The sequence below is a fragment of the Butyricicoccus sp. OF10-2 genome (assembly GCF_003481925.1).
GTDB classification, from domain to species: domain Bacteria; phylum Bacillota; class Clostridia; order Oscillospirales; family Butyricicoccaceae; genus Agathobaculum; species Agathobaculum butyriciproducens.
In genome coordinates this window covers 1-12,215 of record NZ_QUMC01000018.1, presented here as the reverse complement: position 1 = coordinate 12,215, position 12,215 = coordinate 1, and the positions used below count along the sequence as shown (strand labels likewise).

At 54.8% G+C, this 12,215-nt stretch carries 11 protein-coding genes; 4 read left to right on the top strand and 7 right to left on the bottom strand.

Features of this window, described 5'->3' with window-relative positions; translation table 11 throughout:
• Nucleotides 1-134: 134 nt before the first annotated feature.
• Entirely contained in the window at nt 135-359 is a 225-nt protein-coding gene (locus DXB00_RS16695; protein ID WP_194461873.1) for a hypothetical protein, read from the bottom strand.
• Here DXB00_RS16695 and DXB00_RS16690 point away from each other — a divergent pair.
• Nucleotides 358-534, top strand: a complete 177-nt coding sequence (locus DXB00_RS16690; RefSeq protein WP_194461874.1) for a hypothetical protein — start codon at nt 358-360, stop codon at nt 532-534. The genes DXB00_RS16695 and DXB00_RS16690 overlap by 2 nt on opposite strands.
• A 71-nt stretch (nt 535-605) precedes the next feature.
• Nucleotides 606-857, top strand: coding sequence for a hypothetical protein (locus tag DXB00_RS16685; protein WP_194461875.1), 252 nt, complete (start codon nt 606-608; stop codon nt 855-857).
• Nucleotides 858-1,102: 245 nt separating this feature from the next.
• On the opposite strand, the gene DXB00_RS10135 is transcribed toward DXB00_RS16685, so the two are convergent.
• From DXB00_RS10135 to DXB00_RS10120, 4 genes are all read right to left on the bottom strand, one after another.
• Nucleotides 1,103-2,548, bottom strand: coding sequence for a TrkH family potassium uptake protein (locus tag DXB00_RS10135; RefSeq protein ID WP_118730156.1), 1,446 nt, complete (start codon nt 2,546-2,548; stop codon nt 1,103-1,105).
• Nucleotides 2,545-3,915, bottom strand: coding sequence for a Trk system potassium transporter TrkA (gene trkA / locus DXB00_RS10130; RefSeq protein ID WP_118730157.1), 1,371 nt, complete (start codon nt 3,913-3,915; stop codon nt 2,545-2,547). Before trkA ends, DXB00_RS10135 begins: the two co-directional genes overlap by 4 nt.
• A 241-nt stretch (nt 3,916-4,156) precedes the next feature.
• Complete coding sequence (locus DXB00_RS10125) at nt 4,157-5,005, bottom strand: hypothetical protein (protein ID WP_118730158.1); 849 nt, start codon at nt 5,003-5,005, stop codon at nt 4,157-4,159.
• 99 nt (nt 5,006-5,104) lie between these two features.
• A complete protein-coding gene (locus tag DXB00_RS10120) occupies nt 5,105-6,832 on the bottom strand; it encodes a phospho-sugar mutase (protein ID WP_118730159.1) in 1,728 nt (575 codons plus the stop codon).
• A gap of 330 nt (nt 6,833-7,162) precedes the next feature.
• Here DXB00_RS10120 and DXB00_RS10115 point away from each other — a divergent pair, with 330 nt between their 5' ends.
• Both DXB00_RS10115 and DXB00_RS10110 read left to right on the top strand, forming a co-directional pair.
• Nucleotides 7,163-7,519, top strand: coding sequence for an S-layer homology domain-containing protein (locus DXB00_RS10115; RefSeq protein WP_158581298.1), 357 nt, complete (start codon nt 7,163-7,165; stop codon nt 7,517-7,519).
• On the top strand, nt 7,447-9,741 hold the full coding sequence (locus tag DXB00_RS10110) for a X2-like carbohydrate binding domain-containing protein (protein ID WP_119214849.1): 2,295 nt from the start codon (nt 7,447-7,449) through the stop codon (nt 9,739-9,741). Before DXB00_RS10115 ends, DXB00_RS10110 begins: the two co-directional genes overlap by 73 nt.
• Before the next feature lie 256 nt (nt 9,742-9,997).
• Here the strand turns inward: DXB00_RS10110 and DXB00_RS10105 are convergent, their stop codons facing one another.
• Nucleotides 9,998-11,533 carry a hypothetical protein gene (locus DXB00_RS10105; protein ID WP_119214848.1) on the bottom strand — a complete coding sequence of 512 codons (1,536 nt, stop codon included), beginning with the start codon at nt 11,531-11,533 and terminating at the stop codon, nt 9,998-10,000.
• A 167-nt stretch (nt 11,534-11,700) separates the two neighbouring features.
• Nucleotides 11,701-12,215, bottom strand: a 515-nt coding sequence (locus DXB00_RS16390) for a hypothetical protein (RefSeq protein ID WP_442861372.1), incomplete at its 5' end; no start/stop codon positions are given.

Genomic DNA, 12,215 nt, shown 5'->3' with positions numbered 1-12,215 from the left:
TTCCGCTTGTGCGCTGCGGCGGCTGCCATAGCCTGGCACCCTTGCATTCCGCTGAAACGGGTTGCGCCTGTATTTTACCGCGTTTGCAGTATCAAGGAAGGGGAAAAGATGACGAATGATTTTGGACAGGGGGGTTAAAGCAGCTCGCGCAGCCTGTCCGCAATGAGCCTGCCGAGCACGGCGTGCTCCTCTGCGGTCAGATGAATCTGGTCCGAGCACTTTGCCGCCGTGACAGCCGAGCTGTCCAAGAAGGCGCAGCCGTACTTTTCCGTCAGTGCGCGGAACCGTGCGGGCAGAGCACGGATGAGTGCGGCACTGCTTTCGTTTGCGCGTATGCTGCTCGAGCAGGCAGACATCATGCAGAAGCACTTCGGCGTGGGCAATAAGCGCGTGCCAAAGTTCTGCGTGTCATGTCAGTACTATTCGTTCGCGGTAAACGCATTCGTCGAGGTTGTCAAGGAGTGCGACGCGGACCGGTACGGTTTTATCCTGCGGGAAACACAGACCGGAAGTGTATCACGCTCGATGAACTGAAACCTTATCCGTATCTGATTTTTGAGCAGGGAGACCGCAATTCCTTTTATTTTTCCGAGGAACTGCTCAGCATGCTCGATATGCCGAAAACCATTCAGGTCCGCGACCGCGCAACACTGTTCAGTCTGGTGATCGGACTGAACGGCTTTACGGTCAGCTCGGGCATTATCGACCGCAAGCTGAACAGTCCGAGCATTATCGCGCGGCCGCTCAAGATGGAAGGCAGCATGCGCATCGGTCTCATCCGCAAGAAAAACGTGGTATTTAGCCGCTATGCGACCTCCTATGTGAAGGCACTGAAAAAGCAACTGTCTATAGATTGAAGCTGTGAAGGGTTGCGAATAAGACGTATTTTTCAAGAGATAAATTCCGTGGCAGGCTGTTGTCAGACAGAAAAAGCACCATTATGTTACCCAAAGAGATAGATACCCCTGAGCAACCGGAAAACCCCATCTCGACATATTCTGCCGCGATGATTCAGGTGTGTCGGTGGAGCACCGGAACGATTTGCGGTCGGTCGATATGCACGCAAAAGCCGCTAAACGGTATACGTTCAGCGGCAGCTTTTTTATCGGTTTCTTCTCCACGTTTCGGGTGCAAACAGCAGAAGCATGGGGAACAGCTCCAGACGACCGGCGAGCATATCGAAAGTCAGCACGATTTTACTCAGCGGGTGCAGCGCACTGAAGTTGGCTGCCGGACCGACCTGATTGAGTCCCGGACCGACGTTATTGATGCAGGTAACAACCGAGGTAAAGCTGGTTACCATATCCTCACAGTGCAGGCTGACAATGAGGATGGAAGTGACAATAACGATCAGATATGCCACAAGAAAGGCGTTGACCGAGCGCATGACCTCATGCTGGACGCGCTGTCCGTCCATTTTATGCACGCGCACCAGACGCGGATGAATCAGCGACATCATTTCCTTCTTTACGCCCTTGAACAGCAGCAGGATGCGCGAGCATTTCATGCCGCCGCCGGTAGAACCGGCACACGCGCCGATGAACATCAGCAGCACGATCAGCAGCTTGCTGAATGCGGGCCACTGGTTAAAGTCCACGGTTGAAAAACCGGTGGTCGTGATGATAGACGCAACCTGAAACAGGGAATGGTGGAAGCTCTCGCGCAGCGAACTGAAGCAGCCGCGCACATTGAAGGCAATCAGTGTGGTAAATACGGCAATCACGCCGAGATACACGCGAATCTCCTCGATTTTGAACAACTGCTTGAATTTACGGGTCAAAAGCAGAAAATACGCGTTGAAGTTGATGCCGAAAAGGATCATAAAGACCGAGATGACATTCTGCAGGTAGGCGCTGTCGTAGTGCGCGATGGAATCATTCCAGTTGCCGAAGCCGCCGGTGCCTGCCGTGCCGAGTGAAACGCAGATGGCATCGAACATCGGCATGCCGCCGAGCAGCAGCAGAATAATCTGCAGAACGGTCAGTCCAAAGTAAATCGCGTACAGGATAAGCGCGGTATCGCGCATGTGCGGCGATATTTTGGAGACCGAGGGTCCCGGGCTTTCCGCGCGCATTAGATAAATGGTATGACCGCCTGCCAGCGGCAGGACGATCAGCATGAACACCAGAATGCCCATGCCGCCGACCCAGTGCATCAGGCAGCGCCATAGCATAGAGGCATGCGAAAGCGCTTCCACATCGCCGAGAATGGTAGCGCCGGTGGTGGTGAAGCCGGATGCGGCCTCGAAAATCGCATCTACTGCGAACGGAATCTCGCGGCTGAGTACGAACGGCAGGGCGCCGGTCACGGCCAGCACCAGCCAGCACAGCGCGACTGCCACAAAGCCTTCGCGTGCGTAGAACTTGGTGTTTTTTGGCTTATATTCACACAGAATGCCTGCACCGACCATACAAATCAGTGCAGTGGCGATATAGGCAGGCAGCTCGGGTTCACGGTAAATGACCGCGGTAAACGCGGGCAGCAGCAGGAACAGGGACTCAATGCCCATCAGCCAGCCGATCAGATAGCGGACGATTGCGAAATTCATCTTTCGCTCCCTCTGGTTGTCGACAGGAAGATATCCTGAAGGTCGTTCATGCCCTCGAAGGTGGAAACGACGATAACCGTATCGCCTTCATGCAGCACATCGTGGCCGCGCGGAATGATACGCTTGCCCTTGCGGTTGATGCAGCACAGCAGAACATCCGGACGAATCGGCATATCCTGCAGGGGAACGCCGGTGAGGTGGTGCGCCGCGACACGAAATTCAAGCGCTTCTGCGCCGCCCAGCTGATGCAGGGTCTCCACGTTGGAGCCCATTGAGTTCTGCATGGCGCGGGTGTACTGGCTGATCAGCTCGGCGGTGGTCTGCCTGGGGCGAATCACCTTGCCGATCGGCATGCTGGCGATGACTTCTTCAAAGTTCACACGGTTGACCTTGGTAAACAGCTTGGCACGGGAATGACGGCCGGCGTGCAGCGCGAGCAGAATGTTCTCCTCGTCCATGCCGGTGAGCGCCGCAAACGCCTCGCAGGTTGCCAGACCCTCCTCATCGAGCAGGTCGCGGTCGGTGCCGTCGCCGTAGATGATGGTCGCGTTCGGGAGCATTTCGGAAAGCGCCTCGCAGCGTTCCAGTTTGTTTTCGATAATCTTGACTGCAATGCCGGAATCCAGCAGGATTTTCGCAAGAAAGTACGAGATTTTGCCGCCGCCGACCAGCATCGCGGAGGAAATGCGCTTGACCGGCAGACCGACCTTCTCGAAAAATTCGTTCTGCTCATGCGGCGGAATGATGACGGTGATGTTATCGTTCTCGTGCAGGATGAAGTCGCCCTTCGGGATATAGGTCTGACCGTCGCGGCGGACCATGCACAGCAGCACGTCCGTGCGGAGCAGCGGGTTGACCTCGCAGACCGCCATGCCGTCCAGGCGGGACTCGTGCGGAATTTTGAGGTCGAGCAGCTCGATGCGTCCGCGGGCAAACGTGCTGACGCTGATGGCCGACGGGAAGCGGATCAGACGCGAAACAACACGCGCGGTGGACAGCTCGGGGTTGATGACCATCGAAATACCCAGCTCATCGCGGATAAAGCCGAGGTCGGATACATATTCCGGATCGCGCACACGCGCAATGGCGTGGCAGCCGGATGCTTTGCGAGCGATCAGGCAGGAAAGCAGATTGATTTCGTCATGGGTGGTAACGGCGATGAGCAGGTCGGTATCCTGCACGCCGGCTTCACACAGAATGTGATAGCTGGTGCCGCTGCCCTTTACTGTAGCAAGGTCGTGTGTGTTGGAAAGCTCATCCAGACGGCGTTCGGACAGGTCAATCAGTGTCAGGTCGTGTCCGGCTGCGCTGAGCTGTCCCGCCAACTCCGAGCCGACTTTGCCGCAGCCTACAATAATGATGCGCATAGCGCACCTCCGATCTATTTCTCTATAGCTGTGCCCTGTTGACACAGTCTTGATACGCATATAGCGATTATAGCCGTTTGACCGATAAAAAGCAATATCCAGACAGGAATTTTGCAGGAGTTTAGCGGAAAACCGACAGATAGGGAGAAATGGTCGGTGTATAGCTGATGATAGTATGTCTGAAAAAAGGAAAACCACCCGAATGGGTGGTTTTCACTGCGGATTAAAGTTCCGCGACAGGTCACTTAAACTGTGTATAAGTGGTATCGCTTGCGTAGCCGTCGCTGTCGGTCTGGTGCATGGAGACCAGATTGCCGTTATCATCAAAGGTACGGGTATCGGTTGAGAGGGTGCCGCCTTCGATAGTCGAGCGGGTGGTCTGCGTTTTGCCGTCCACCGAGTACACGGTGAGCACCTCGAACACGATGCCGCTCTCGTCTACGGTGACCGACTGGATGAGCCGCCCCTGACTGTCATAACGGTTGTCGGTGGAGGAGGTGATATTGTCCTCACCCTCGTAGGTGCGGGAGGACAGCACATCACCGTTGGTGTTCATGCCCATGCGGACGACCATCAGTTCATTGCCGTCTGCGTCGTAAACCGTGTTGACGGCAGAGGACTGACCGTTGTCAACCTCGGTGTAAACCGTCTCGGAGGAGACCGAAAGTTCGCCGTCCTCGTAGTTTTCCGTGCGCAGAACGCGGTTTTTGTCGTCATAGCTGCGGCGGTACTCCGAGGTGGAATTGTTGGTCTTGTCGGTGGTGATGGCATCCGTGCAGTTGCCGTTTTCGTCGTAGGTGTAGTCCGTATAGGTGAAATTGAGCGGTTCTTCTTCGCCTTCCACGGTCTGCATGGTGTAGGAGCGGAAGGTGCTGCCGTCCTTGTCATGGCAGTTGACCGTGTAGCTGCGGCTGCCTTCTTCCGTGCGCAGCTCCAGCTCGTAGGAGGCCGCACGCGGCAGAACGGAAGCCAGCTGTGTCGGCACCTGCTCCATCACGGCAATGCGGCATGCAGGCGTGCGGTCATACGCGATGGTGGCGCCGAGCACGATGACCGTGCTTACAATACAGGAAATAATGCGTTTGATCATATTTTTGTTCCCCTAAAATAATTAAGGTGATTCCGGAAAAATGCAGCCGAACCGGAATTCGGCTGCATTCAGCGTTGCTGGATTTTTACTGCAGATGGCTTACTTTACGATTTCCTTCGCTGCAGCGGTCAGAGCCTCGACCTTTGCTGCGGCCTCGGCCTTGTTCTCGCCCTTGGCCATGATGTAAACCTTGACCTTCGGCTCGGTGCCGGACGGACGGATGATAAAGGTTGTGCCGCCCTCGAGCTCGTAGTACATCACGTTCTGACCCTTAAGCTCCATCGGCTCGGACTTGCCGTCTGCCATGCAGGTACGGGTGCCCGGCATATAGTCGCGGGTGTAATCGACCTTGTGGGTGCCGATCTGGGTCAGCGGCTTGTCGCGCAGCTCCTGCATGAGCTCCTTCATGCGCTGCAGGCCGGAAACGCCCGGCATAACGATCGAAATGGTCTGCTCGCAGTAATAGCCGTACTTCTCGTACATCTCCTCCATCGCATCATACAGGGTCTTGCCCTGGGTACGGTAGTAAGCCGCCATCTCGGCAATCAGCATGGAAGCGGTAACGGCATCCTTGTCGCGGGCATAATCGCCGCACAGGTAGCCGTAGGATTCCTCAAACGCGAAAATGTACTCGTGCGAGCCGTCCTGCTCGAACTGCTTGATCTTCTCGGCAAGGAACTTGAAGCCGGTGAAGGTATCAAAGCACGCAACGCCGTTCTTTTCAGCCGCCGCGCGTGCCATCTCGGTGGTAACGATGGATTTGAGCACCGCCGGATGGGCAGGCATGGTGTTCGTCAGCTTCTTTGCGGTGATGATGTAATCGGTGAGCAGCACACCGACCTGATTGCCGGACAGGGTGACATACTCGCCGGACTTGTCCTTGAGGACGATGCCGGTGCGGTCGGAGTCCGGGTCGGTGCCGATGATCAGATCAACATCGTTCTGCTTTGCCAGCTCGATGGCGAGCGTAAAGCCTTCCTTGTACTCCGGATTCGGGTTCTTAACGGTCGGGAAGTCGCCGTCGATCTTCATCTGCTCCGGCTCACAGATAATGTGCTTGTAGCCCAGGCGGCGCAGGATCTCGGGAACCAGACGGTAGCCGGCACCGTGGAACGGCGTGTACACCAGCTTGAACTCATCGGCAACCTGCTTTACGCAGTCCGGATTTACCGCAACCTTAATGACTTCGCCAAGGTAAGCCTCGTCGGTCTCCTTAGACAGAATACGGATCAGACCGTTTTTGACGGACTCATCGTAGTCTGCAGTTTTTACACCGGTGAAGATATCGGTCTCTGCCATTTCGTTGGCAACTACGTCTGCCTCGGCCGGAGGAAGCTGTGCGCCGTCCTCCCAGTAAACCTTGTAGCCGTTGTACTCCTTCGGGTTGTGGGAAGCCGTGATGTTGATGCCTGCGATGCAGCCGTAGTGACGGACAGCGAAGGACAGCTCCGGGGTCGGACGCAGCTCATCGAACAGCAGCGACTGGATGCCGTTTGCGGCCATGATGCACGCAGACTGCTTGGCGAACTCGGCAGAGAAATGGCGGGAGTCGTATGCAATGGCAACACCGCGGTCCATTGCGGCCTGACCATTCGATACGATCAGGTTTGCCAGACCCTGTGCAGCCTGACCGACGGTAAAGCGGTTCATGCGGTTGAGGCCGACGCCCAGTACACCGCGCAGACCGGCTGTGCCGAACGACAGCGGCGCAAAGAAACGGCTTTCGATCTCTTCCTGATTATCTGCAACAGCAGCCAGCTCGGCATGCTCGTCCGCAGAGAGGGCAGAGCAGTCCAGCCAACGCTTGTATTCCGACATATAATCCATTGGTATCACCTCATCGTGTTAGTTGGCGCATCGCCGCTTTCAGCCGACGGATTGCCACTATCTAAATTATACAATATCCGGCTGTCAATGCAAGGGGTTTTGCGCGAATTTGTGAAAAGATTCCATGAAGCAGAGTAATGATATACAAAACGGCAGAGCAGAAATTGTACGTTCTGTGAGGATACCGGAAAATTTTGCGAAAATGCGGAACCAAAACCGGCAGCAGGCCGTCTATTTAGTCAAAAGCCCTGTCTCGAGATAAAAATAACAGTACACAAATAAACAAAAGAATGGTAGAATAAAGGTAAATTATAATAAGAGGTGATAGCTTTGAAAAAAGTCCTTTCCGCCGTACTGACAGCGGCGCTGCTGGTCAGTACCGTGCCGGCTGCCTTTGCGGCTTCGGATATTGATGGCCACTGGGCAAAGTCCTACATTACCGAGCTGCATGAAAACGGCATTATCAATCCGTCTGCCAGCACGGGCAACTACGGCCCGGATGACAAGGTAACGCGCTGGGAGTTCATGCGATACATCAACCGCGCGTTCGGTTTTACCGAAAAGGCGGATATCAGCTTCTCGGATGTCAATTCGAGCGATATTTCTACGAAACCGTGCAGATTGCGGTCAAGCAGGGCTATATCAACGGTGTCGGCAACAACCGTATGGCGCCGGAGGGCACGTTGACCCGAGAGCAGGCGGCAACCATCCTCGGCCGACTGCACAAGTACACGCCGACGGCTAACCTGTCTGCGCTGGATATGTTCTCTGATCGGGCCAAGCTGAGCGATTACAGCAAATCCTACGTTGCGGAAGCGGTCAAGCAGGGTTATATCAACGGCTACACGAACGGTACCTTTAAGCCGCAGGGCACGCTCAGCCGAGGCGAAATCGCCAAAATGCTGTACGGATATATGGGCACCTCGCTGAATAAGAACGGCAATGTGTACTCGCAGGCTACGCTCAAGAGCGATACCAAAAACGTTACGATTTCCGTACCGTGCACGCTGGCCGATGCGGATATCAAGGGCAATCTGTACATCACCGAGGGCGTTCTGGCGGGCAATGTAACGCTTGAGGATGTCACCGTTGCGGGTGATATCATCGTCAGTGGCGGCAATGTAACGCTGGACGGTGTTTCCGCACTTGAGATGGTCGTCTCCAATCCGACCGGACTGACCCCGCAGGTCATTGCGACCGGCAACACCAACATCGGCACCACCGAGGTAAAAACCTCTGCAACGCTGACCGAGAGCAATCTGGCAGCGACTGCAGGCGGCTTCTCCGATCTTAAAATGAACGGCAGCAGCGTCAGCCTGACGCTAGATGCAGCTGTCTGGGACGTTGCCAATGAGCAGACCGGCACCATCCTGACGACCGGCAGCACCTCCATCAGCACGCTTACCGCAAACGGCAGAACCACCGTCACCGGCGGCGGCTCGGTCCAGAAGGCGGTGCTCAACGCCAACGGCTGTGAGCTGACCATGCAGCCGACCAGCGTTGAGCTGGCGAGCGGCGTTACCGCAAAGATTGCCGGCAAGGACGTTGCGGCGTCCACCAGCGTTTCGGTTTCTCCGTCCACGCTGTCTATCGACGTGAATAACAAGGACGCGATCGCGTTCTCCTACGAGTTCACCTTCAACGCGGACAAGAACGATCTGACCCGTGTTTCGGTCAACGGCACCAATCTCAAGCAGGGCACGGATTACAACCTGCTGAGCGATAAGAACGGCATCCGCGTGTACAAAACCTATCTGTCCACGCTCAAGGCGGGCACCTACACCGCAGAGCTGACCTTTGAGGACGGCTCCAAGGCAGCCATCGGTCTGGCGGTCAGCAACTCGGCGCAGAGCGCAGTCAGCCCGAGCCAGATTACCTTTGACAAGTACGAGCAGTCCGCAAACTATGCCGATCAGACCGTAAACGTTGTTCTTCCGGCGGGCACGCGTCTGGATTCCGTCAAAATCGGCAGTACGGTGCTCGAGCGCGGCACGGATTACACCTATAATGCAACGAACGGCACGATTCGTCTGCTCAAGGAGACGCTTGCCAAGAAGAGCAAGGGCACTTATACGGTTACATTCGTACCCAATCAGGGTTCGTCCTTTACCTGCTCGCTGAGCGTGGTAGATACCGCGCCGGTGAACGAAGTACAGCCGTCCACGATCGATTTTGACGCGAACACCTCGTCCGGCGGATACGCCGATCTGGTGGTAACGCTTAATATGGTAGACGGTGCAAAGCTCAAGAATATCCGCTCGAACGGCAAGACGCTCGAGGAGAACTGGCAGTACAAGATCGAGGGCAGCAAGGTCACGATCAACAAGTCTGCGGTTGCGGAATTCGGCAAGAGCGGTGCATCCTATGCGGATTTCGTTTTTGTGATGAGCAAGGGTCAAAGCCCGACGCTGCGTGTCAACTACGTTACCACTTACGCGCTGACGGCTTCCGTGGTAGATGATCTCGGTCTGCCGATTTCGGGTGCGTCCGTCACCTTCACGCCTTCGGACGCGGAGAGCGGTACGGCAGCGCAGACGCTGACCACCGGCTCGGACGGCACGGCAACCGTTTATGTCAAGCGCGGCTCGTACGTTGTAACGGCAACGCATTCGCGCTTTACCGCGGCGGTTACGCAGACGGTCAAAATCTCTGCAGGCCGCACGGTCAAGCTGACCGGTGAGATTCTCGAGAATGTACAGCTGGTTGTCACCAACGCGTACGGCGCACCGTTGTCCGGTGCGGTTGTCACGGTTGGCGGCAAGAGCATCACCACCGGCACGGACGGCACGGCGTCGTTCAGCCTCAAGCGCGGCAGCTATGTGGCGCAGGTGGCGTGCACCGGCTACTCCGCACAGAGCGTACAGCTTTCCGTAACCGATTCGATTCGTGAGCGCGTACAGCTCAAGTAATTTCTCAAAAATGCAAGCCGCCCGGTTTTCCGGGCGGCTTTTTTGTGCGCTTTTACAGGCGGATGAGGAATAGGGCGCAAGGGCGTCAGAACGGCGCACAGCGGCTTGCAGTTGGGGCGCGATAGGGAATAAGGGCGGCCTGCGGCACGGCGCAGAGCGGCGGCAGACCGCTGGTGGGTGAGGGGATAAGAAAACCCCCGAGGAGATTTTCCTCGGGGGGTTCCTTTACGTAAAATCGAATCGCGGGATTCGGAAATTACTTGGTGATGTTGCCGTCAACGTCAACGAAGATTGCAACAACATTCTTGGTGCTGTTGTTATCCTCGAATACGATGTAAGCATTCTTGGTGCCCTTAACGCCATCATACTCGATTGCGCCGTTGTTATCAGCAGCCTTATCATCCTCAGCACTTACGTAGATGATCTTAACATCATCGTCAACCGCCTTGGTGATCAGCTTAGCCTTGTCGCCGATATCATTGGTCTTATCCCAGTAAGATACGATCTGACCCTTTTCATCGTACTCGTCGATAGCAGCCATGGTGCTCGGCTTGTGGTAGTCAGTATTCTCGTTCTTCAGGTAGATAGTGATATCAGATGCAGAGTATACCTTATCAGAAGCCTCATCGAAGCTTACCAGATAGCCTTCCTTCAGAGTGGTGTCGCTGTCACCCTCGATCAGAACGGTCTTCTGGGTGTTAGTATCAACATCAACAGTGTAGGAGGTGTAGGTGGTGTCGCCATCCTTAACAGTGCCGTTTTCCTTAGATACGATACCGTAAACAGTGTCTGCGGTAGAACCGGACGGCTTGGTGGTCAGTTCAACATAAGCTGCAACAACCTTGTTGTCGTCCAGAATGGAAGCAACAGATGCACCAGACTTAGCCTTGATATCGTTCAGGTTGCGGATGGTGTATGCGTAGAAATCACCCGGCTTACCATAAGCATTGGTCTTATTTACGAATACAACAGCATCAGAAGCAGCAACCTTGTTGTTGAAGGACTTAGTGTCCTTAACATATACGGTGGTGTCCTTATTCAGAGCCATAGAACCCTGAACCTCGGTGATCTTGATCTTGTTATCGGAAACATTCGAATACTTGATCAGAACACCGGTCTTAACATCGGAAGTCTTCAGCTTGGTAGTACCCTGAGAAGTGGAGTCCTTATGAACAACGAACTTGCCTTCGGAACCGTCAGCCTTCAGAATCTTAACTTCCAGCGGATCGAAGCCAGAGTCAATAGTCTGAGAGCCATTGGTGTCCTCTACGATTGCATAGTTCTTGGTGCCCTCAGAGGTCTGCTTAGCAGCGTAAACAATACCGCCGATGGTGTACAGGGTGTAGGTCTCGCCAATCTGATCCTTGAAAGTATTCTCGAAATCAGAATCAACGTCAGTGCCTTCCAGCATAGCAATGTCGTAAGAAGTGCCGTCAATGCTTACCTTGGAGGTGCCCTTGAAGCTGGTCAGCTTGCCTTCAACGGTAGCTGCCTTAACGACAGTGCTCTTAGCTGCAGAGTTGGTAGCCTTGGTGTTGTACAGAGTGGTAACAACAACGATATCGTCCTTCTTAACGCCGTCGTAAATGTCGTTATCCTCAAACTTGATGGTACCAACGCCGTTGTTGATGGAAACCTTCTCGCTGTTTACAGCAGTAACGCGAGCCAGCTTGGACTCAACAACGTAAGCCTTTACGATATCACCGTCATCGTTGCAGATGAACTTAACAGTGTCAGCGGAAGTAGCCTTCAGCTTGGAGATCATGTCATCAGCAACCTGATCAGCGGTCATAGCTGCAGCAGCAGTATCCTTCTTAGCGCCGTAGTTGTAGTTGATGTACTCGTCGTCCTTAGCAATCTTTGCTACATCGTAGTTCTTATCGCCGAAACGAACGGTACCAGCGTCCTTCTGGGACTGCAGGTCATCCTTGGTGATGTTGTAAACCTTGGTCTCGCCGGTTACATAACGCCGTAGATGGTGTCCTTCTTGTCCGGCTTGTTAGCGGTGCCGCCAGTAGCATCCTTGTACAGTACGGAAACTTCCTCGCCGATGTAGGAGAGGTCCAGCTTGCTGAACTTGAAGTCAGCGTTAGCCTTTGCAACGTCCTTGCCGTCCGGAGTGCCGTATACACGGATCAGACCGGTGTCCAGACCGCAAACGTCCTCGTTGCCTTCAAAGGTACCAACCCACTTCTTCATGCTCATGTACTTCTCGCCAACGGTCTCCAGCTTGTCAGTGCCAAGCAGGTTCATGTTGGTGTACTCGCCGTCACGCAGGGTAACAGTGTGAGCAAAAATGGTGTTGTAGATCAGCTGTGCAGCGTACTGACGCGGGCAAGCAGAAGTGAAGGAAGTGTTAACGTCCTCCAGCAGGCCGTTCTCGTCAGCCAGTGCGTTGGTCTTGGATGCCCAACCGGTGCCTACCAGACCAGCCTTCTGAGCGTTGTAACCCAGGGTTACGAGCAGCATCTTAG

Bases quoted from the DNA above. Each gene is read 5' to 3' on its own strand.
- DXB00_RS10120 (WP_118730159.1), bottom strand. From the start codon at position 6,832: ATGGATTATATGTCGGAATACAAGCGTTGGCTGGACTGCTCTGCCCTC.
- DXB00_RS16695 (WP_194461873.1), bottom strand. From the start codon at position 359: ATGATGTCTGCCTGCTCGAGCAGCATACGCGCAAACGAAAGCAGTGCC.
- DXB00_RS16690 (WP_194461874.1), top strand. From the start codon at position 358: ATGCAGAAGCACTTCGGCGTGGGCAATAAGCGCGTGCCAAAGTTCTGC.
- DXB00_RS10105 (WP_119214848.1), bottom strand. From the start codon at position 11,533: ATGACCGCTGATCAGGTTGCTGATGACATGATCTCCAAGCTGAAGGCT.
- DXB00_RS10135 (WP_118730156.1), bottom strand. From the start codon at position 2,548: ATGAATTTCGCAATCGTCCGCTATCTGATCGGCTGGCTGATGGGCATT.
- DXB00_RS10125 (WP_118730158.1), bottom strand. From the start codon at position 5,005: ATGATCAAACGCATTATTTCCTGTATTGTAAGCACGGTCATCGTGCTC.
- DXB00_RS16685 (WP_194461875.1), top strand. From the start codon at position 606: ATGCTCGATATGCCGAAAACCATTCAGGTCCGCGACCGCGCAACACTG.
- trkA (WP_118730157.1), bottom strand. From the start codon at position 3,915: ATGCGCATCATTATTGTAGGCTGCGGCAAAGTCGGCTCGGAGTTGGCG.